20 protein-coding genes are annotated in these 20,864 nt (G+C 62.5%); 12 read left to right on the top strand and 8 right to left on the bottom strand.

The annotated features are described in order from the left end of the window. Positions 1-75: 75 nt before the first annotated feature. Positions 76-2,262: an acyl-CoA dehydrogenase family protein gene (locus tag GOEFS_RS10565; RefSeq protein WP_007317897.1), complete on the bottom strand. Its 2,187-nt coding sequence runs from the start codon at positions 2,260-2,262 to the stop codon at positions 76-78. Between the two features lie 158 nt (positions 2,263-2,420). Here GOEFS_RS10565 and kstR point away from each other — a divergent pair, with 158 nt between their 5' ends. After that, on the top strand, positions 2,421-3,092 hold the full coding sequence (gene kstR / locus GOEFS_RS10560; protein ID WP_007317896.1) for a cholesterol catabolism transcriptional regulator KstR: 672 nt from the start codon (positions 2,421-2,423) through the stop codon (positions 3,090-3,092). Between the two features lie 9 nt (positions 3,093-3,101). Here kstR and GOEFS_RS10555 read toward each other — a convergent pair whose 3' ends face one another. Continuing rightward, positions 3,102-4,175, bottom strand: coding sequence for an alpha/beta hydrolase (locus GOEFS_RS10555; protein WP_050949866.1), 1,074 nt, complete (start codon positions 4,173-4,175; stop codon positions 3,102-3,104). A 388-nt stretch (positions 4,176-4,563) separates the two neighbouring features. On the opposite strand from GOEFS_RS10555, the gene GOEFS_RS10550 reads away from it, so the two are divergent. Together GOEFS_RS10550 and GOEFS_RS10545 are read left to right on the top strand one after the other, a co-directional pair. Beyond that, positions 4,564-5,529 carry an oxygenase MpaB family protein gene (locus tag GOEFS_RS10550; RefSeq protein WP_007317894.1) on the top strand — a complete coding sequence of 322 codons (966 nt, stop codon included), beginning with the start codon at positions 4,564-4,566 and terminating at the stop codon, positions 5,527-5,529. A 16-nt stretch (positions 5,530-5,545) separates the two neighbouring features. Then, a complete protein-coding gene (locus GOEFS_RS10545) occupies positions 5,546-6,973 on the top strand; it encodes an aldehyde dehydrogenase family protein (RefSeq protein ID WP_007317893.1) in 1,428 nt (475 codons plus the stop codon). A 390-nt stretch (positions 6,974-7,363) separates the two neighbouring features. Here the strand turns inward: GOEFS_RS10545 and bluB are convergent, their stop codons facing one another. Further along, positions 7,364-7,990 (bottom strand): 5,6-dimethylbenzimidazole synthase, encoded by a 627-nt coding sequence (bluB, locus tag GOEFS_RS10540; protein WP_007317892.1) that lies wholly within the window; start codon positions 7,988-7,990, stop codon positions 7,364-7,366. A 137-nt stretch (positions 7,991-8,127) separates the two neighbouring features. Between bluB and GOEFS_RS10535 the strand changes: the two genes are divergently transcribed. Continuing rightward, a complete protein-coding gene (locus GOEFS_RS10535; RefSeq protein ID WP_007317891.1) occupies positions 8,128-8,784 on the top strand; it encodes an O-methyltransferase in 657 nt (218 codons plus the stop codon). On the opposite strand, the gene GOEFS_RS10530 is transcribed toward GOEFS_RS10535, so the two are convergent. After that, on the bottom strand, positions 8,773-9,708 hold the full coding sequence (locus GOEFS_RS10530) for a helix-turn-helix transcriptional regulator (RefSeq protein WP_007317890.1): 936 nt from the start codon (positions 9,706-9,708) through the stop codon (positions 8,773-8,775). The two genes, GOEFS_RS10535 and GOEFS_RS10530, sit on opposite strands and share 12 nt — an antisense overlap. A gap of 113 nt (positions 9,709-9,821) precedes the next feature. On the opposite strand from GOEFS_RS10530, the gene GOEFS_RS10525 reads away from it, so the two are divergent. Next, entirely contained in the window at positions 9,822-10,415 is a 594-nt protein-coding gene (locus GOEFS_RS10525; RefSeq protein ID WP_007317889.1) for a TIGR03086 family metal-binding protein, read from the top strand. 23 nt (positions 10,416-10,438) lie between these two features. Here the strand turns inward: GOEFS_RS10525 and GOEFS_RS10520 are convergent, their stop codons facing one another. Next, positions 10,439-10,777: a hypothetical protein gene (locus GOEFS_RS10520; RefSeq protein ID WP_040524922.1), complete on the bottom strand. Its 339-nt coding sequence runs from the start codon at positions 10,775-10,777 to the stop codon at positions 10,439-10,441. Between the two features lie 62 nt (positions 10,778-10,839). Here GOEFS_RS10520 and GOEFS_RS10515 point away from each other — a divergent pair, with 62 nt between their 5' ends. Further along, positions 10,840-11,289 carry a DUF5990 family protein gene (locus GOEFS_RS10515; protein WP_007317887.1) on the top strand — a complete coding sequence of 150 codons (450 nt, stop codon included), beginning with the start codon at positions 10,840-10,842 and terminating at the stop codon, positions 11,287-11,289. Positions 11,290-11,296: 7 nt separating this feature from the next. Here GOEFS_RS10515 and GOEFS_RS10510 read toward each other — a convergent pair whose 3' ends face one another. Both GOEFS_RS10510 and GOEFS_RS10505 read right to left on the bottom strand, forming a co-directional pair. Continuing rightward, a complete protein-coding gene (locus GOEFS_RS10510) occupies positions 11,297-12,223 on the bottom strand; it encodes a pseudouridine synthase (protein ID WP_083837292.1) in 927 nt (308 codons plus the stop codon). A gap of 9 nt (positions 12,224-12,232) precedes the next feature. Continuing rightward, a complete protein-coding gene (locus GOEFS_RS10505) occupies positions 12,233-12,670 on the bottom strand; it encodes an SRPBCC family protein (protein ID WP_007317885.1) in 438 nt (145 codons plus the stop codon). A 92-nt stretch (positions 12,671-12,762) separates the two neighbouring features. Between GOEFS_RS10505 and GOEFS_RS10500 the strand changes: the two genes are divergently transcribed. The 5 genes from GOEFS_RS10500 (at position 12,763) to GOEFS_RS10480 (ending at position 18,110) form a co-directional block, all read left to right on the top strand. Continuing rightward, entirely contained in the window at positions 12,763-14,169 is a 1,407-nt protein-coding gene (locus tag GOEFS_RS10500) for an FAD-binding oxidoreductase (protein WP_007317884.1), read from the top strand. Then, entirely contained in the window at positions 14,166-15,476 is a 1,311-nt protein-coding gene (locus tag GOEFS_RS10495) for a class I SAM-dependent methyltransferase (RefSeq protein ID WP_007317883.1), read from the top strand. Before GOEFS_RS10500 ends, GOEFS_RS10495 begins: the two co-directional genes overlap by 4 nt. A gap of 430 nt (positions 15,477-15,906) precedes the next feature. Further along, positions 15,907-16,530, top strand: coding sequence for a TetR/AcrR family transcriptional regulator (locus tag GOEFS_RS10490; RefSeq protein ID WP_050949867.1), 624 nt, complete (start codon positions 15,907-15,909; stop codon positions 16,528-16,530). Positions 16,531-16,556: 26 nt separating this feature from the next. After that, positions 16,557-17,816, top strand: coding sequence for a glycosyltransferase (locus GOEFS_RS10485; protein ID WP_007317881.1), 1,260 nt, complete (start codon positions 16,557-16,559; stop codon positions 17,814-17,816). 63 nt (positions 17,817-17,879) lie between these two features. After that, positions 17,880-18,110 carry a F0F1 ATP synthase subunit C gene (locus tag GOEFS_RS10480; protein ID WP_170323159.1) on the top strand — a complete coding sequence of 77 codons (231 nt, stop codon included), beginning with the start codon at positions 17,880-17,882 and terminating at the stop codon, positions 18,108-18,110. Positions 18,111-18,112: 2 nt separating this feature from the next. Here GOEFS_RS10480 and GOEFS_RS10475 read toward each other — a convergent pair whose 3' ends face one another. Then, positions 18,113-20,341, bottom strand: coding sequence for a DNA polymerase III subunit gamma and tau (locus GOEFS_RS10475; protein ID WP_040524921.1), 2,229 nt, complete (start codon positions 20,339-20,341; stop codon positions 18,113-18,115). Positions 20,342-20,487: 146 nt separating this feature from the next. Here GOEFS_RS10475 and GOEFS_RS10470 point away from each other — a divergent pair. Further along, positions 20,488-20,864 (top strand): FAD-dependent oxidoreductase (locus tag GOEFS_RS10470; protein ID WP_007317877.1); only part of this gene is annotated, 377 nt, incomplete at its 3' end.

Below are 20,864 nucleotides of genomic sequence, written 5' to 3'. Positions count from 1 at the left end.
CGCGTCCAGGGCGAAATCCACCGCGCCTCCTCCTGTAAAAATAGAACCTGTTCTAGTTGTATCAGAAAACGCCGCTTAACCGCGAGGCAAGCCTAGGATGCGTTCAGCGGCAGCGGTTTTCAGAATCTGCGTCGTTCCGCCGGCAATCGAGAGACATCGATTGAGCAGAAATGCATCCGACGCATCCGACATCGCGATGCCCTCGACGCCGAGCAACCGGAGCGCGAAATCCGGCACGGCCTGGCGATGCGTGACACCGATCAATTTGCGCACGCTCGACACGGCGCCGGGGTCACTGCCGGTTAATCGCTGCGTCACCGCCCTCGCGTCGAGCGCTCGCCCGTTATGCGCATCGGCGACCAACGTTCCGAGTTCGGCGAGCTGTCCATCGGACAACACACGATCGGCGTCGGCGATCTGCCGAAGCAAGCCGTCCATTTCCTTACCAAGCCCGGAGCCACCCATCGCCACCCGCTCGTTGGCCAGCGTGGTCCGCGCCAGGCGCCATCCGCCGTTGACCTCGCCAACAACACAGTCGTCGGGGACGAAGACATCGTCGAGGAAGACTTCGTTGAACAACGCGCGTCCCGTCAGTTCGCGCAGGGGCCGGATGTCGAGGCCGGCCGAGGACATGTCGACCAAGAAGTAGGTGATGCCCTTGTGCTTGGGACTGTCGGGATCGGTCCGCGCCAGGCACACCGCCCAGTCGGCGGTATGCGCGGCCGAGGTCCAGATCTTCTGCCCGGTCAGTTTCCAGCCAGGTTCGCCGCCCGGACCTTGGGCACGAATTGCCCTGGTGCGCAACGACGCAAGGTCAGACCCGGCCTCCGGTTCGGAAAATAGTTGGCACCACGCGATGTCACCGGTAAGCGTGTCGGCCACGAACCGTTCGCGCTGGGCAGTGGTTCCGTGTTCCAGGATCGTCGGGATAGCCCAACCGGCGATGACGAGGTCAGGACGCACCACACCAGCGCGTTCCAGCTCGGCGTCGATGAGCAACTGCATCGCCGGGTCCGCGCCCAACCCGTAAGGAATGGGCCAATGCGGCGTCAGATAGCCGGATGTGGCGAGCGCTTTTCGCTGTGCACCCGGGTCGTCGACACCGGCAATGTCGGCGACAGTCGCCCGCACCTGCCCGCGTCGCGCTTCGACAGCCGACAGGTCGATCTGGAACCGGCGTCGTTCACCGTCACATGCGGTGCGGCCCAAGGCAATTCGTTCGTCACCGGCGTCGTCGAGGATCGACCGAGCCGCCAATGCCGAACGCAAGTACAGGTGCGCGTCGTGTTCAAAGGTGAATCCGATGCCGCCCAGCACTTGGATACAGTCCCTGGCGTTGGCCAACGGAAGGTCGGCGACCAGGACCGCGGCGGCGAGGTTAGCCAGATCCCACTGGCGCGCCGCCTCCAGATCACCGGCCAGCAGATCCTCGACGGCGCTCGCTTGATCCCATGCTGCGGTCGCGAGTTGTTCACTGCGACAAAGCATTTCAGCGCAGATATGCTTGACCGCCTGGAACGACCCGATTGGCGAACCGAATTGGGTTCGCACCTTGGCGTACTCGACCGCGGTGTCAAGCGTCCATTTGGCGACGCCACTTTGATACGCCGTGAAGGCCGCGGCGAGCGCCGCGCCCGCGACGTCGGGTACGTCGATAACATCGGCGTCGTTCAGACCCGATAGGGAGACACATGACAACGACATGGTGCCGTCCAGCGGTTCGGCGGGCCGCACATCACGCGTTCCGAAGGCGGGTGGGAGAACGGCCCACACCGCACCCGACGGTCGGACGAGGGTGATAAGTAGTGCGGCGTTGTCGACATAGCCGGGTACCAATCCGAGGTCGACGTCGTGGTCGAGCTCAATTGCCGTTCGACCCAGGCGGTACTGATTGGCTGGGGCCACCACCGGCACTTCACCGGCGATGATCCGCTCAGCCAAAGCCGACGCGCGCTCGTCGTCGGAAAGCCCGAGCCCGATCGCCGCGGCCACCGTCGGTGCGATGGGGCCGGGCACGATACGCCGGCCACATTCTTCGGCCATCGCCGCGACGTCGGCGAATCGAGCGTCGAATCCGCCCGAAGCTTCTGAGACGGCCGCACCGAACAGTCCCAGCCCGGCGAGTTCAGCCCAGAGTTCTTGCCAGGAATCGCTAGGTTTGTCGATATCGCCGCGAACCTTCGTGGCGGTAGCGGCGCGCGCCGCCCACGATGCGATGGCGTCGCAGACCGCGATTTGCTCGGCTGACGTGGCGATTGTCACGGGGGTTTTCCTGCAATTCTTCTTGTGGGCAGCAACTAGAACCTGTTCTAATATGACATGAGAGTGCGTCAATGCCTAGCGGCGGCTTAAACTCTCACGACTACAACACCGCCGGTTCACCGACGTGAACCCCACACCGTGAGTTAGGACTTCGACACATGGCACGATCCGCAGCCGCCTCCGACATCGACGAGGGCGCCGCCCCCGCGACGGACACGGCATCGGCAGGAGCCGAGGTCGGATCCAGCGCTCAGCGCGAGCGACGTCGTCGCATCTTGGACGCGACCCTGGCGTTGGCATCAAAGGGTGGTTACGACGCGGTCCAAATGCGCACGGTCGCCGAGAAAGCCGATGTCGCCGTCGGCACGCTTTACCGCTATTTCCCGTCCAAAGTGCATTTGCTGGTGACCGCGCTAGCGCGAGAGTTCGAACGGGTGGAGACCCGCGTCGACCGATCGCAACTACCCGGCGACACCGCGGTTGAACGCCTCGGTCACGTACTGGACATGATCACCTTCGCGATGCAGCGCGATCCACTACTCACCGAAGCGATGACACGCGCGTTCATGTTCGCCGACGCATCGGCCGCCTCGGAAGTGGAGAAGGTCGCCACCATCATCGACCACCTATTCGCCGGAGCGATGGTCGAAGTCGGGGTTCCGGCAAGCGACGAAGACCTCGCTATCGCGCGCGTCATCTCGGATGTGTGGATGTCGAATCTGGTGCAGTGGCTGACTCGCCGTGCCTCGGCCACCGACGTCGCCAACCGACTACAACTGACCATCCAGTTGCTGCTAGAGGGCAGGCCCCACCGAACTCCTTCGAAGTAAGGTATCGCCCTAGCGCAGGTCTGCTTCCAGCTTCGGCCAGGTGTTGTGCAGGTCGGTTTCCCAGTAACCCCAGGAGTGATTTCCGTTGGGGCGGAACGTCGTTTGCACCGGGACACCGACCGACCGGAACTTTTGGGTCAGTTCTCGTGTGCACAGATTGACCGCCGCTTCGATACCGCCGCCGAGCAGGATCTGATTGGCCAGCGTCATCGGGTTACCGTCGATCAGCGGTGCGTCGAGCCGGTCATTGACACCCGGTAGCCCCGACCCCGCGGTCATATAGACCTTCATGCCGCGCAGCCGCGACGCGTTCAGATACGGGTCGTTGGCAACCCAGTCCTGCGACCCCGGCGGGCCCCACATGTTGTTGATATCACCGCGCCCGCGATCGGCGACCACCATCCGAATGTAGGCCTGACCCAACGGATCACTGGTTCGTGCACACCCGCTGAACGCGGCGACGGAACGGTACAACTTGGGCGCGGCGACGGCGAGGTTCATCACCGATGTGCCGGCCATCGAGATGCCGGCGATTGAGTTCACCTTCGTCGTGTTGAACTGCGCATCGATCAGCGGCGGAAGTTCCTTGGTCAAGAACGTCTGCCATTTATTGCGGCCGAGCACCGGGTCGTCTTTTCGCCAGTCGGTGTAGTACGAGAAGGCGCCGCCGACCGGCGTCACCACGTTGACATGCTTGTCGGCGAAGAATTTCACGTAGTCGGTTTTGGCCGCCCAGGTCGCGGTGTCCTCACCGCCGCCAGCGCCGTTGAGAAGATACAACGTCGGGGCAGGTTTGGAAGTGTCCTTGGGACGCAGCACCGTGACCGGAATGACTTTGTCCATCGCCCCCGAATAGACCAGTGCGGTGACCTGCTGCTTCGTCGTCGCGACCACCGACTGGATCTTCGAGGCTTTGACCTTTTGATCCGACGACGCGGGCGTATTCGACGGTGATGCCGACGTACTGGGCGACGTCGTCGGCTCGCCGGTTTCCGGCTCGGCGGCGGACGGTGCGATGACCGAGGATGCGATTGCAGCGGCTACCAGCACCGACCCCAGCGTGGTCAGCGTTCGCCTTCCCATTCGACGAGCAGTCACAGCAGCCTCTTTCATCACTTGAATCACATTAGTAACATTTAGAGGCTAGCCGCCATTCTGACTTTGCCGCTAATCCGAACAGGCAATGTTAGGTAGTTGTGACCGCACGTATGCCGCACGTCACAGCGTCAAATTCGGCCCCGGAGTCCCGGCGTTGAGCGCGGAGAACTATTGCCGTTCCACGACGACCCCCGTAGTTCGTGAATTTTTGTCCCCCTCACCGACGCCGAAGGGCATATTGCCCTCGGCGATAGCTGAGGGGCCCGAAAATTTCACCACGCCGGGGACGCCTTGACATCTCGCCCACGCGTGGGTGATTCTGACATCGCACCAATTTTGGAAACATACGTTGTCAGATTGCGAGATACGTCAGATGGCATGCCCGATATCGTTGCCCGCCGAGCCGCCGACCAGCACTTCCATCGCCGACGACACCGAGGTCATCGTCCCGCCCGATTCCCTCACCGCCGAAATGGTCGGGCACTGGACCTACCTCATACTTGAGGGGGCGGCATTCCTCATGCAAGGCATGCATCCAGTCATCGGCGAGGTCGTCGAGCGATACTCGGCCGCGTATACCGACCCCGGTGGCCGCGCCATCCGATCGGTGGATTCGGTGCTGCGCTGGACCTATGGCGGCCTCGAAGCGGTCAAAGAGGGTGATCGTGTTCGCTCGATGCACGAGCCGCTGACTATGCGCAGTGCCGAAACCGGCAAGCAGATCAGTGCGCTCAACCCACAGGCGTACCAGTGGGTGATCGCAACGGCCTACATCACCACTATCAAGGCCGGCCCATTGCTGATCGGCCGGGAGTTCACTACCGCCGAACGAGAAGAACTTCTGCGGGATAATCGGCGTCTCGCACGCCTCCTCCATGTCCCGATGAAGGGCTACCCGGCATCGGATGACGAATTCGACAGCTACTTCGACCGAATGGTCTCCGAAGTACTGGTCGCAACCCCGCGCACGCTTGAGTCGATCGAGATCATGCGCACCGGCAACATCGAGATACCAAGGAAGATCCCGGCTTTCGCGCACGGACTTTATCGCGCTGCGGCAAAGCCCGGCCTGACGTTTACCTATCTGTCGATCGCCGGTCTGCTCGATCCACGATTGCGAACCATGATCGGTATCGAGTGGACTGCGGCCGAACAGCATCGGCTCGAGCGCATTTATGCCATTATCCGAAGTGCGTACCGGGTCCTTCCAGAACGACTCACCTACTTCCCACTGGCCTACCACGCGCGCAAGCACCACCGGTGCATCGAGAAGATGCGCAAGCGCGAGGAGAAGTCCTGGGCCTACCGGGTACGCCCCAAACAACCTCTGCACCACTAGAAGGAATGAGCACGAAATGCCCGACATCACCAAGTTCTACATCGACGGACAGTGGGTCGATCCGGTCGGCGAATTGAATCTCCTCGACGTCATCAATCCCGCGACCGAGAAAGCCGCCGGCCAGGTGGCTTTGGGCACCAGCGCCGACGTCGACGCCGCCGTCGCGGCAGCACGACGCGCCTTCGACTCGTGGTCGCAAACCAGTGTCGACGACCGAATCGCGTTGCTGGGCGCCATCATTGCCGAGTATCAGAATCGTTTCGCCGATCTCGCCGCAGCAGTCACCGAAGAAATGGGCGCGCCGACCGGCCTTGCCAACGCCGCCCAGGTTCCCATCGGCCTGGCACATCTGGCGACCGCGGCCGAGTCGCTGAAAACCTTCTCCTTCTCCGAAGATCGCGGGTCGTCGCGCATCGTCAAGGAGCCGATCGGCGTATGCGGCTTCATCACGCCGTGGAACTGGCCGTTGAATCAGGTCATGTGCAAGGTCGCGCCTGCCATCGCAACCGGCTGCACGATGGTCCTGAAGCCATCCGAAGTCGCACCGTTCTCGGCGGCCATCGTCGCCGAAATCTTCGACGCCGCAGGCGTTCCCGCCGGCGTATTCAACCTTGTCAACGGCGACGGACCAGGCGTCGGGTCGGCGTTGGCCGGACATCCCGACATTGACCTGATCTCGTTCACCGGCTCGACTCGCGCTGGCATCGAGGTCGCCAAGAATGCCGCACCGACGGTCAAGCGAGTCGCTCAGGAGCTGGGCGGCAAGAGTCCCAATATTCTGCTCGACGACGCATCGCTGAGCGCCAATGTCGCGGCCGGCGTCTCGTCGATGATGGTCAACTCCGGCCAGTCTTGTAACGCACCGAGCCGAATGCTGGTGCCCAACAATCGAATCGACGAGGTGACCGCAGCGATCACCGATGCGGCGAAGGCCATCACGGTCGGCGATCCGTCCACCCAGGTACTTCTCGGGCCGGTGGTTTCCGAACCGCAGTTCACCAAAATCCAGGGTCTAATCGAACGGGCCATCGCCGACGGGGCGACCCCGGTTGTCGGTGGAGCCGGCCGGCCCGAGGGGCTCGACACCGGCTACTACGTGCAGCCGACGGTTTTCACGAATGTCACCAACGATATGGAGATCGCTCGCACCGAGGTCTTCGGCCCGGTCCTTGTGGTTATCGGCTATGACTCGGTCGATGAGGCGATCGAGATCGGCAACGATACGGAATATGGTCTGGCGGGCTATGTTTCGGGCGAGGATGTCGAGGAGGTCCGTCGGATCGGGTCGAAGTTGCGTGCTGGCTCGATCTCACTCAACTCCGCGCCGGTAGATCCGCTCGCACCATTCGGCGGCTACAAGCGAAGTGGTAACGGCCGGGAGTGGAGCGACTACGCGTTCAACGAATTCCTAGAAGTGAAATCCCTCCTGGGCTTCGGCGCTTAGGGCTCGCTCGGCCGGTCGAGTGCGCTCGACGAGCGTAGCGAGACGCGCGTGTATCCAGCCGGTCGAGTGCGCCCGACGAGCGTAGCGAGACGCGCGTGTATCGAGCCGGTCGAGTGCGCCCGACGAGCGTAGCGAGACGCGCGTGTATCCAGCCGGTCGAGTGCGCCCGACGAGCGAAGCGAGACGCGCGTGTATCGAGACCCCGCAACCCGAAAACCAATGTGCGGCAGGCACACTGACGGACGTGGTCTCGATACACCCGACTCGGCTGGCGCCTCGCCGGGCACTCGACCAACCAAAGGGGCCCGCTGGCGCCTCGCCGGCCACTCGACCAACCAAAGGGCCAGGCTGCCGCCTCGCCGGGCACTCGACCAACGGCCGATTACCACGCTATGCCCCACCGCCATAGACGTCGCGGTGGATCGCATCGCGAAGTGGCCGCCCTGACCGCCAGCCATAGCGCACCAGGTCCGGTACGGTTTGCAGACGTTCGACCGGCCCGACGCATAGCCACGCGATCGGCACGACGCCATCGGGCACGGCGATGAAGTCGGCGAGAACATCGCGATCGTAGAACGACACCCACCCCACACCGATTCCCTCCGCTGTTGCTGCGAGCCAAAGGTTTTGGATTGCGAGTGCCGCGGAGAACACCCCGGTTTCCGGAATGCTCGCGCGACCTAGAACATGGGTACCGCCCCGCGAATGGTCATAGGTTACGACTATTCCGGTACCACTCTCTCGAACACCCTCGATCGCGATCGGATCGAACGTCTTGGCCCGTTCTGGCGGCAGAGTGTCGGCGAACTCGCGACGTTTCGACGCCACATGAGCGGCGAACTCGTCGAGACGCTTTGGGTCCTGCACGACGACGAAGTCCCACGGTTGGGTGTTTCCAACGCTCGGCGCTTGATGCGCTGCCGCCAGAATGCGTGCCAACACCTCGTCGTCGATAACCTCCCCGCTGTATTCCGCGCGCACGTCTCGGCGGGTACGAATGGCGTCGTACACAGTCATACTCGGCTCCACTGAAGTGGACGCCGCTGAAATAGACGAAGACGAGCTAGACGGGGCGGCGAGCGGATCGATCGACATCTGTCCATCATGTCAGCGACACACAGTAAACCCGCAGCAGCCAGGACTAGCCTGGCGTCATGACCTCATCGCTGGACTCTGCCCCAATCGCACCGCTGATCGCCGACCTCTACCAGAAAGCCGACGCGAGTCATTCGTCAACCAGATCAGGTCCAGCGCCACACCGCGACTCCGACGCCAGCGTTCAGGCCCGCGCCGACGCCGCCGAGGACAGATACCTCCCTATCGATCCCGGCACCGGCCGGCTGCTGTACTCGCTGATTCGCGCGTCTCGGCCGACTGTCGTGATCGAATTCGGCACCTCTTACGGTATTTCGACGCTACATCTCGCAGCAGCGGTGCGCGACAACGGGATTGGTCATATCTACACCACCGAGGCGAACGCGAAGAAAGTAACCACTGCCCGCGCGACGTTCGCGCAGGCCGGCGTCACCGACGTCATCACGGTCCTCGACGGAGACGCACTGACAACCTTGAAAGCCGTGACAGACCCGATCGGCTTCGTGCTGCTCGACGGCTGGAAGGATTTATACCTCCCGTTGATGAAACTCCTACAGCCGCAACTAATTCCGGGCGCATTGATCGCGGCCGACAACGCCGAAAGCGCCGAAGCACGCGACTACTTGGATCTCGTCCGTGACCCGGCGAACGGATATACAAGCTACAACTTCCCTGCCAAACATCAGGACAGTATGGAGCTCAGTTCACGTAACTGATTCGTATCGTCCGGCCACCGCCCGAGCGCGGCGGACGATCTCGTCTCTAATATCCCGCGGCTCGATCACTCGCACAGCATCACCGAAGCGCCACAACACATTTGTCGCATGACGGCGATCGGAGAACTCCACGACGATACGAGTGATGCCGTCACCCGCAGGCTCGCTGTCGCGAATCCGGGCCATGTGCCCCAGCGCGGTTCGTGCTCGGTCGTCGACATCCACCACGATGTCGAGAAACTCGAACTGCGCCCGAAACGACCGGCGACTCTCATTCCAGATGGCGGCGAGGTCGACAACATCGGACCGCTCGGCCGGCTCGTCGAGAACGGTGACGCCACTGCATCGCGAAACTCGAAAGACCCGTTGTTGCCCTTGCGAATTCGCGACGAGGTACCAGGCACTGTCGGCGGCGATGAGCCCGATTGGATCGAGCGTGCGGGGTTTGGGCTCACCGTCGAATGTGCGATAGATGAGTGCAAGGCGCCGACCGGCGAGGACCGCCTCCTGGATGGGACGCAACACCGACATCGGCGTCGACTCACCCAGATAGCCTTCCGGGCTGATCAGAATGCGTTGTGCGGCAAGGAATGCCTGTTCTCGCTGCCGCTCGGGCAATGCGACCGCGATCTTTCGCATCGCGCTGGCGAACTCCGTCGGCGCGAGACGACCGCCGCCGGCGAGTAGCGCCGTGGCTTCGTCGATCGACAATGTCGATAAATCTGCCCGGAATCCAGGCAGTAGACCAAAGCCGCCGTTGCGTCCCCTTTCGGCATACACCGGGATGCCCGAGACAGACAGTGAGTCAATGTCGCGCATAACGGTCCGCTCGGATACTTCCAGTTCCTCGGCGAGTTGGGCCGCGGTCATGCGCCCGCGCAAGCGAAGCAAAGCGACGAGCGAAAGCAGCCGATCAGTTCGCATCGCGAATGCCTCCTCTCGGCTCGCCAAAAGTTTCTCTATAAATCATGTCAGAAGTTGACAGGTATTGGCGATCAACTGTTCTGGTAAGTGATAAGCCCACGTCAGGAGATGTAATGACCACACCGACTCAACTCACCACAGACCCGCGACCGCTCTATACCGCGGCCACCGCCTGGGTAACCGAATTACTCGCCGGCGTCGACGATGCCCAACTCCACCACCCCACACCCTGTACCGAGTTCGATGTCAAGACGCTCAGTCGGCACCTCGTCGCAACGGTCGGACGTGCTGCCGTCGTCGGCGAAGGCGGCGACTTCTCGACGGTGCCCGTCCTGGCCGACGCCTACGACGTCGCGGCTTACTCCGCCGCCGCCGAACGTGCTGCGCGCGCCTGGCACGACGACGAGAAGCTGACGACACTGGTCACCGTGCCGTGGGGACAAGTCCCCGGCGCGGGTGCACTGTGGGGTTACCTCAACGAAACGCTCGTGCACGGCTGGGATTTGGCAGTGGCGACCGGACAACCCGCCGAGGCCGACCCTTCGCTCGTGCGGCCGACACTAGAGGCCGCGAAAGGCTTTCTGCCCGAACATATCCGAGCCAGCGACGAGGTTCCGTTCGGAGCGGTCGTCACACCCCGGCCCGCGGCCGGTCTCACCGAACAACTGGCGAACTGGTCGGGCCGCGCGTTCTTCGACCGGAATTAGCGGTAGTGGAAGGCTGATCGGCGCTATCGCCGAGAACCGATCAGCCGATCCACATGTTCTGCGAGCTGATCGATCGTCGATCCGTCGGCAGCGACAACGTCGAAGGACAACACCTCGTCGTCGAATAGCACCGCAGCACGCTTGGTGAGCGCGAATTCGAATCGATCACCTACCCGACGCCATTGCACGATGCCGCCATAGACGGGAGCGCTCGCGCCGGTGGTGACGCAGTATCGGTCGGCGGCCTCGATGATGCCCAGATCCCGCTGAATCTGGAAACACCCGTCCGACTCCTCGTCGAGGAAGACGAGTGCTTCGCATCCCAGATCTGGATGGAGTTCGTGTGATACGCGAATAGCCACCCTAACTAGGGTAGTCATGCGACTAACGTGAGTGGCAGATCTGAAACTCTCGGAGGCCCAGCGTGCAGATCACCATCATCGGGACCGACCTTCCGGGTCGTTGCTGCCCACCGGGCGACAATTTTCCCGGCTATACCAACATCCACGTCGGCATCCAGCGTCGCGGACGACCCGACGAACTCCTCGGCATCCAACCCGCCGACGCCGCATCGAGCACCTGGACTCTGCACTGCAAAGTGACCGGCACCGACATCGCCGACCTCCTCGGACCGCATATCCAAGGACCGCCGGGCGGCCGATTCATCTATCTCAATTGGGGCAGTCTCGACGACGACGGCGGATTCGAGATGTTTCGCCGAGCCAAACTAATGCTCTCCGATATTCCACCAGGTGTTTTCGCCGACGCACTGCGGTCGCAGCATCTCACCGCGACGCTCACGCTGACCGATGCAAAGGGCCAGCCACTATGCGCCCGGGTAAAGCCTGACAAGATTTCGTGGGCAGCGCGCTAGGGACCGCTTAGAGGTCACGCTCACTGACAAATTCGCGCGGCACCCCGCTGCGCGGATCGTCGAATGCCAGTGACGCCGCGAGCAGACGCAGCGGCTGCGAAAAGTCGCCCTGGTCAGGTAGTTCGGCTAACTCGGGTCGAACGTGCGGATAGAGCGGGTCTCCGACGATCGGCACGCCGAGTTCGGCCATATGCAGACGCAGTTGATGCGTGCGGCCGGTATGTGGAGTCAACCGGTAGATCCCGTCATCGTTTGCCAAATGATCGACCATCTCGATGTCGCTAATCGCGTTAACCGGGCCGTTGACAACACGCGCCCGCAAGTCGCCCGCGTCTTTGAGAATGCGGTTCTCGACCCGGACCGGCGTCCGTCGAGCTTCGTCGAACGCGGCGCGCGCCAGATATGTTTTGCGGGCCGAACGCTGAGCGAACAATTCTTGGTAGGCGGCTCGGACCTGCGGTCGCGTCGTGAACAGGAGAATCCCGGCGGTTAGCCGATCCAGCCGGTGCGCAGGCGCGATCTCGTCATTCCGGAACTCCCGTCGCAGCCGTACCAGGGCGGTCTGGGTGACGTGCCGCCCACGAGGCATCGTCGCGAGGAAATGCGGTTTGTCGACGACGATGATGTCGTCGTCGGCGTACACGATGTCGAGGTCGAAAGGGATCTCTACCTCGTCGGGTAAGTCCCGGTAGAAATAAATCGCACGCTGCGGGGTCGACGGTTCGCCGGGGTCGACACGGTTACCGTCGATGTCGAGCAGTTCGCCGGCATCGAAGCGAGCAGCGAGATCGGCATCGGTCAGGTGCTCGCCCGCCGGCGTCGCGAGGATGGCCGCACCGACGGTCGAAGGGGCGGGCCCAGCACGCAACACCACCCTCGTCGCGTCCACACCATTACGTGGTGGCAACGGCGACGGTCGGCGACGCCGAACCATTCGCTCAGATCAGCTCTCGAGGCGGGTCTTGAGATTTGTCAGGAGCGCAGCCTGAATCTTGTTCAGCCCTTTGGGCGCAAAAGTCTTCTCGAAGAAGCCGCCGACACCGCCCGCACCTTGCCAACTGGTGGTCGTGGTGACGGTGGAACCGTTGCCCCCGGCCTGCACCGTGTAGGTGGTGACCATTGTCGAGTTGGCATCGGTCTCGGTGATCGTCTGCCCGGCAACACTGATAGTCGCCGTGACGTCGCGCGAGCGTTTGGATGTCGCCTGCAGAATCCAGTGCACTTCGGTACCCGCGCCCTGCCCGCCGGTCAGCACACGGTAGTCGCGATACTGCTCGGGCAGAATTGCCGGTCGCGTCTGGTTGTAATCGGCCAGTGCGGTGATCACGGCATCCGGTGCGGCTGCGATGTCGATGGACTGCGTGGCAGAAACCTGTCCCACGTGGTGCTCCCTTAGTGAGTTTTGACGGTGATCAGTTGGCGGGTGATTGAGATAAGTCCTAGGCTAGCTAAGTGAGTTCTGCACGTTTGGAGATGGGGTCGCAGGCATTTCGGCAGGGCGTCGATACCCTCCTGTCGAGTTACCGGGCTATACCGTCCGACGGCACTGTCCGCCTGGCAAAAAAGACATCAAACTTGTTCCGCAAGCGGGCAAAGAATCCGTTCCCCGGGTTAGATGTCTCCGGCCTCGATCGCGTCATCTCGGTTGATCCCGACGCACGCACCGCCGACGTCGCGGGAATGTGCACCTACGAGAACCTTGTCGCCGCGACCCTTCCGTACGGCCTCGCGCCTTTGGTTGTGCCGCAGTTGAAGACGATCACCCTGGGCGGCGCGGTTACCGGCCTGGGCATCGAAAGCACGTCCTTCCGCAACGGGTTGCCCCACGAATCTGTTCGCGAAATCGAAATCCTCACCGGCGACGGCGAATTGATTACCGCGACGCCCGACGGTGATCATTCCGACCTTTACTACGGGTTCCCCAATTCCTATGGAACGCTTGGTTATTCGGTTCGCCTGCGAATCGAACTCGAGCCGGTGAAGTCGTTCGTCGAACTTCGTCATGTCCGGTTCACCGATCTGCAGACATTGCAGTCGATGATGAATCAGATCGTCGACGACGGCAGCTACGACGGCGAGGCGGTCGAGTATCTCGACGGTGTGGTCTTTTCGGTGGATGAGGCGTATCTGACGTTGGGGCGGCAGACCGACGAGCCGGGACCGGTGAGCGACTACACCGGGATGGAAATCTTCTACCGGTCGATTCAGCATGAACCGAGCGGGCCGGGCCGAGCACCCAAACGTGACCGACTGACCATTCATGACTACCTGTGGCGCTGGGACACCGACTGGTTTTGGTGTTCACGAGCCTTCGGCGCGCAGAATCCCACGATCCGACGCTTTTGGCCAAAGAAGTTGCTGCGCAGCAGTTTCTATTGGAAGCTCATCGGGCTGGATCAGCGGTATGACATCGGTGACCGACTCAACGCCCGCAAAGGGCAACCCCCGGGAGAGCGCGTCGTTCAGGATATCGAGGTGCCCATCGAGCGTCTAACCGAATTCGTCGACTGGTTCCTTCGAGAAGTTCCGATCGAGCCGATCTGGTTGTGCCCGTTGCGTCTTCGCAGTTCCGCTCCTGCTGGCGCGGACCCGAATCGACCTTGGCCGCTGTATCCCCTTGAGCCACAACGCACCTACGTCAATGTCGGATTCTGGTCGGCAGTTCCCGAAACGCCCGGACAACCGGGCCACGCGAATAGGCGTATCGAGCGCAAGGTCGCCGAACTAGACGGCCATAAGTCGCTATATTCTGAATCCTTCTATCCCGAAGACGAATTCGACGAACTCTACGGCGGCGAACAGCTCCGCCTGCTGAAGAAGCGATATGACCCCAACAGCCGGCTGTTGGACCTCTATGCGAAAGCGGTGAAGCGCCAGTGACAACGATCAAAGACAGCAAAGCAACACGCACCGACAAGATGACGCTGGCCGAGATTTTCGAGACGCTGCTTGGCGGCAACTTATCAATTCGCATCACCGCCTACGACGGTTCGTCGGCGGGACCGGAGGACGCACAGTACGGCCTGGACCTCAAAACTCCGCGCGGCACAACCTATCTCGTCACTGCCCCCGGCGACCTCGGGCTAGCGCGCGCCTACATCTCCGGTGATCTCGAATTGACCGGCGCTCATCCTGCCGATCCCTACGAGGCACTGCGGGCACTGGCCGCCGACCTAAACTTCGCGCGTCCGTCACCGTTGGAACTCGCCCAGATTGCCCGTTCGCTCGGCATCGAACACTTCAAGCCGATCGCCCCGCCACCGCAGGAGGCGCTGCCTCGGTGGCGGCGGTTCGCAGAAGGGTTCCGGCACAGTAGAACTCGAGACGCCGAGGTAATCCATCACCACTACGACGTCTCCAATACCTTCTACGAATGGGTCCTGGGGCCATCGATGACCTACACCTGCGCGGTGTACCCCAACCTCGATGCAAGCCTGGAAGAGGCGCAGGAGAATAAGTACCGGCTGATCTTCGACAAGTTGCGTCTCAAATCCGGTGACCGGCTTCTCGATATCGGATGCGGCTGGGGCAGTATGGTTCGCTATGCCGCGCGCCGGGGTGTACATGTCATCGGCGCGACGCTCTCCGCCGAACAGGCCGAGTGGGGGCAGCGCGCCATCGTCGAGGAGGGGTTGAGCGAGTTCGCCGAGATTCGCCACTGCGACTACCGCGATGTCACCGAGACCGGGTTCGACGCCGTCTCGTCGATCGGTCTTACCGAACATATCGGCGTGCACAATTACCCGGCCTACTTCACCTTCATCCGTGATCGGCTGCGCGTTGGCGGAATGTTGTTGAACCACTGCATCACTCGGCCCGACAACAACAAGCAGAACCGCGCCGGGTCGTTCATCGACCGCTACGTGTTCCCCGACGGCGAACTCACCGGCTCCGGCAAAATCATTTCTAAGCTGCAAGACATCGGCGGCATGGAAGTGCTGCACGAGGAGAACTTCCGCGAGCATTACGCAATGACGCTGCGCGATTGGAATAAGAATCTTGTCGACCATTGGGACGAGGCCGTCGAAGAAGTCGGCGACGGTACCGCCCGCTTGTGGGGCCTCTACATGGCCGGCTGCCGAATTGGATTCGAACGCAACATAATTCAGCTGCATCACGTATTGGCGACGAAACTCGACGATCGGGGCGGCAAGGACCTGCCGCTGCGGCCGTGGTGGGACGCATAGTCGGAGATAACGTCGCCGGGCGTTAGCACTTCGGGTCGCGGGGCCTCGATACACGCGCGTCTCGCTTCGCTCGGCGAGCGCACTCGACCAACCGGGTTACCGCTGGGTTGAGTCTTCCACCGCTGGTCGAGTGCCCGGCGAGGCGCTAGCCGAGCCGGGTGTATCGAGACCACCCACGCTCAACACCCTTACCGCACAACCACATTCGGGTCACCGGGTCTCGATACACGCGCGTCTCGCTTCGCTCGGCGAGCGCACTCGACCAACCACGGGGGCACGTCCCGCTTCGCTCGGCGAGCGCACTCGACCAACCGTGTTACCGCTGGGTTGAGTCTTCCACCGCTGGTCGAGTGCCCGGCGAGGCGCTAGCCGAGCCGGGTGTATCGAGACCCGCCTTGCCTTCCTAGATCAGTTGATCTATATTTCGGTCATGCGATCTACGCCGACGTTCACCGAAACTGCTCGCCGCGAGCAATTGGTTGCCTGTGCCATCGAAACGATCGCCGAACTGGGTTACGTCAAGGCATCAGTGCGCAAGATCGCCGAACGAGCCGGCGTCGCGATGAGCGTGGTCCTTTATCACTTCGGCAATAAGGAAGAACTGGTCACGGCGGTCGTCGGCGAATGCTATCGATCACTCATACCGACGATGCACGCGGCCGTCTCCGCCGCCGACGGTGCGCGCGAGCAATTGGCCGCACATATCAGAAGCCACATCGACTACATCACCACCCACCGCGACCATCAGTTCGCGCTCATGGAGATAGGGAACAACTTTCGGACCAGCGACGGCAAACGACTCCATGAAGCTGGTCTGAAGATTCCGCCGGAGATACTCGCCGACCTCGCCGAAGTCGAGCTGGACACAATCTTCACCAATGGCGTCGAGTCCGGTGAATTCCGGCCGCTATCAACAACTTCGATGGCGTTGGCGGTACGCAGCGCCATCGGCGGCGCTCTCCTTCAGTCCACCGTCGACCCTGACTTCGACGTCCACGCCTACGGCGAAACTCTCGTCACCGCATTCCTCTTAGCCAGCGAACCCGCCACCTAGTCCAGTACCGACGAACGGAGCACCACATGGCCGATATCATCATCGCCGCCTACGGTTCTCGCGGCGACATCTTGCCGCTCACCGATTTCGGCACCCGCCTGAGCCGGGCCGGGCACCGTGTCGTGATGACGGCACCGCCCGATCTGGCCGACGAAGGCCGGCACCTGGGAATAGACTTGCGCCCCATCGACTTTCAGTTCGACGACGAGATCGACGTGAGTAAAATCGACCCGCTCAAGGCTGCCCGGCAGATGGTCATGCCCAAGGGGATGAAACAACTCGGCGATAACATCCTGGACGCACTCGTCGACGTGCCCGCCGATCTCGTCGTACTGTCTCCGTTCGCCGAACTGGCCGGACATCCATTCGCCGAGAGTCGCGGTATTCCGGCCATCGGCGCACGGCTGCAACCGATTTCGGCAACTCGCGATCATCCGCCCACCCTCGCCGGCGCGTGGTCGGCAGGCGGATTCCTCAACCGGCAGGCTGGCCGAAACGCCGCGTCCTGGATAGACCGTATGTACGGCAAGACAATTGCCGACTTTCGAGAACGCCTGGACCTACCCGGCAAATCCGCGCGGATGATGCGTCGAGAGCGTACGAGCGCGAATTGGCCCATCGTGCACGGTTACTCGCCGAGCGTGCTTCCTCGTCCTGACGACTGGCGCGATGGGATCGACGTTGTCGGTTACTGGTGGCCGCCCGCCAATGATTGGGCCGCACCGGACGAGTTGACCGCCTTCCTCGACAATGGCGAGCCACCCGTGTTCGTCGGCCTCGGCTCACTAATGGTGACGGCAGACGAAGCAGCACGCCTTTCGGACGTCATCGGCTCCGCGTTGGAGAGGGTCGGCGTTCGGGGCATCGTGCAGGCCGGCGGTTCCGGACTGAATGTCGACGGGCCCGGCATTCTGCCCATCGGTGCGGCTCCATACGACTGGCTCTTTCCACGTGTGGCGGCGGTTGCCCACTCGTGCGGCGCTGGCACCACCGCGTCTGGGCTGCGAGCCGGCCTGCCGACCGTGGGCATTCCCTCACCCGGCGGAGACCAACCGTTCTGGGCCAAGCGATTACGCCACCTCGGTGTGAGTCCGATGTCGCTGCCACGACCAAAACTGAAAGCCGACGCTCTGGCTTCGGCGATCGATGTCGCGCTGAATGATCCGACGTATCACGTTGCCGCACAGGAACTCGCGGCGCGAATAGCCACCGAGGACGGCGGCGCAGTAATGGTGAAGACGATCGAACAACTAGTCGACATCGGCCGATCACGCTCGGTCAGCTAGTTATCCCACAGCCATTCGAAGAACTACCGAAGGAGATCAACTATGGCCGTCAGCGAAGCACTGATGGGAAATGCCCTCCTCGCGGGAGCGATCACCCTGGCGGGCGGCGCAATCGCCGCCGGCATCGGAGACGGACTCGCCGGCGCGAAGTTCATCGAGGGAATCGCCCGGCAACCAGAAGCACAGGGACGCCTTTATACACCGTTCTTCATCACGGTCAGCCTGGTCGAAGCCGTCTACTTCATCAACATCGCCTTTATGGCGCTGTTCGTCTTCGCCACACCGACGGGTTGATTTCACTCCAAGGGTCGTGCGCCCAGTTCCGACTTCAGTAGATCCATCGCTACCTGCTCAGGGTCCAACCGCGCGTCTGATCCACTGGACTTGGCCTGCTCGACCATCTCGTCACGTTCCGCATCGGTCAGCTCTTCGTCAGGGGTAGGCGGTTCGGGTGGCCCAGAAGGCTCCTCTGGCTCTTGCGGAGCCTCCGAAGGCGTTGGAGCAGAACCGTTTTGACGATCGCCGGCACGTTCGCCGCCTTGGCTTGGCCGAGAGAAAGTCTGGCGCCGAGCAGCACCCTGCGGCGGGGTAGCGGGAACGCCGCTGTTACTCGCTGGCGCGGCGGCGCCAGGCGGAACATGTACCGTTCGCACGTCCAATTCGACGCCGAACACCTGCTGGAGGGCGTCGCGAATGATCGTCACCGCGTGAGATGCCGACAGCCGGCCCACTAGGACCTCGATCGGATGCCCGAGTACCACGGTGCGATCTTGGAGGTCGTGGATCATCGCCGCGGACAGCATGGGTTCGAGACTCTTAGACCGATCCCGCACGGCTTCGCGCACTTCTTGATACCGCTTGCGCATCTCCTCGATGCTCAGCCCCGACGATGTCGGCTCGGGCTTGCTGTTCGATGAACTCTGTTGCGCTGCAACAGGTTCGACTTCTGGAATAGCCGACTCATCATCAAGCGGCTCATCCGGGAGCGGAACATCATCAACGAAGGCGGATTCCTGCGTGGCATCGGGCCGCGGCTCGGACGCGACCTCCGGGCGGGTCGGTGTTGGCGGAGTCAGCGTTTGTGGACGCGACTCACGCTCCGGCTCGGGCGCCACTGTCGCTCGCTCAACGACAGGCGTCTCGACCTGCGGATCAACTGATACAGGCTCGGGTTCGCGTGGCAAGTCCTCCGCATTCGATTGCGGCGCAACGGGTTCTGGCTGCGGGTCGGTAGTCGGCGGGTCAGGCTCTACCGCCTTACGCTGAGATGGCCGGACAAATCGCGGCGCGGGCTCGTCAGCCGCGGGTGCCGCAGGGACCGCAATTCCCGGCGCGGCATCGACGCTGCTCAATACCGTGGCCGGCGGCGTCGTGGCGACACCTGACTCGAGTCGCTCCAGCCGTTGCAGCAATGCGGCATCGTCGGCTGACGCGGCCGGCAGCAGCATCCGCGCACACATCACCTCAAGCAACAGCCGCGGAGACGTGGTACCGCGCATCTCCCCCAGCGCCGCGTGCACGGTCTCGGCATAACGAGTCAGCGCGGCCGGACCCAGCGTGTCGATTTGTGCGCGCATCCGGTCGAGTTGATCGCCGGGTGCTTCGACCAGCCCGCGATCAACGGCGTCGGGCACTGCCTGCAACAGAATCAAGTCGCGGAGGCGTTCGAGGAGGTCGACGGCGAACCGACGCGGGTCGTGGCCCGCATCGACTACGCGTTCGACGGTTCCGAACAATCTGCCACCATCGGCCGCGGCGAGCCCGTCGATCGCGTCGTCGATGAGCGCGATGTCGGTGACGCCAAGCAGGGAAAGCGCTCGGTCGTAGGTGACGCCGTCCTCGTCGGAGCCGGCCAGCAATTGGTCCAGGATGCTCAACGAGTCACGGGGCGAACCACCACCAGCCCGGATGACCAGCGGATATACCTCGGGCACCACCGTGACGCCCTCGCTCGCGCAGATCTTCTCCAGCAGGCCGCGCATCACCGGCGGTGCGAGCAGCCGAAACGGATAGTGATGGGTACGCGACCGGATGGTCGGCAATACCTTCTCGGGTTCGGTGGTCGCGAAGATAAAGATCAAATGCTCTGGCGGCTCCTCGACGATCTTGAGCAGCGCGTTGAAGCCAGCGTTGGTGACCATATGCGCTTCGTCGACGATGAATACGCGATACCGCGATTCACTCGGCGCGTAAAAGGCGCGGTCGCGCAGTTCCCGGGTGTCGTCGACGCCGCCGTGACTCGCGGCATCGAGTTCGATGACGTCGAGGTTGCCCGGACCGCCCGGCGCGAGCGCCACACACGACCCGCAGACTCCGCACGGCGTCGACGTCGGCCCATCGACGCAGTTCAGCGATCGGGCGAGGATTCGTGCCGACGACGTTTTACCGCAACCACGCGGGCCGGAAAATAGGTAGGCGTGGTTGATTCGGCCGGTGTCGAGCGCACGACCGAGCGGGGCGGTGACGTGCTCTTGACCGACGACTTCGGCGAATGTTGCCGGACGGTAGGTGCGATAGAGAGCCACGCGTCGAGACTACCGATAGCCACTGACGAGCCGCGTGGCGACCAGCCCGAACGGGCCAGCTGACGGCCGGCACGAGAGGGCCTTTTCATACTGTCTGAGACAGACTATGCTGAGGTTAGTTCTAAACGAACACGAAAGGACTTCGAATGTCACCCGACACTCCGCAGTATGAGGTCGCGATCGTCGGCGCCGGTTTCGGTGGCCTCGGTGCCGCGATCAGGCTTCAGCGCATCGGCGTCAACAACATCGTGATCTATGAGAAGCACGACGGCGTTGGCGGATGCTGGTGGGCGAACACTTACCCAGGCGTTGCGGTCGACGTACCGTCATTGGTGTACAGCTTCTCCTTCGACCAGCGCACCGACTGGTCGCGCGTTTTCGCACCGGGCGCGGAGCTGAAGAATTACGCACAGGACCTCGTCGACAAATACGGCCTAGCCTCCAAACTGCGTCTGAGCACCGGCTGCAAGGGCGCTGATTGGGACGAAGAGAACCACATGTGGCATGTCCACAGCGAGGACGG

Source organism: Gordonia effusa NBRC 100432 (assembly GCF_000241305.1).
Lineage (GTDB): Bacteria > Actinomycetota > Actinomycetes > Mycobacteriales > Mycobacteriaceae > Gordonia > Gordonia effusa.
This window is presented reverse-complemented; position numbering and strand designations above follow the sequence as displayed.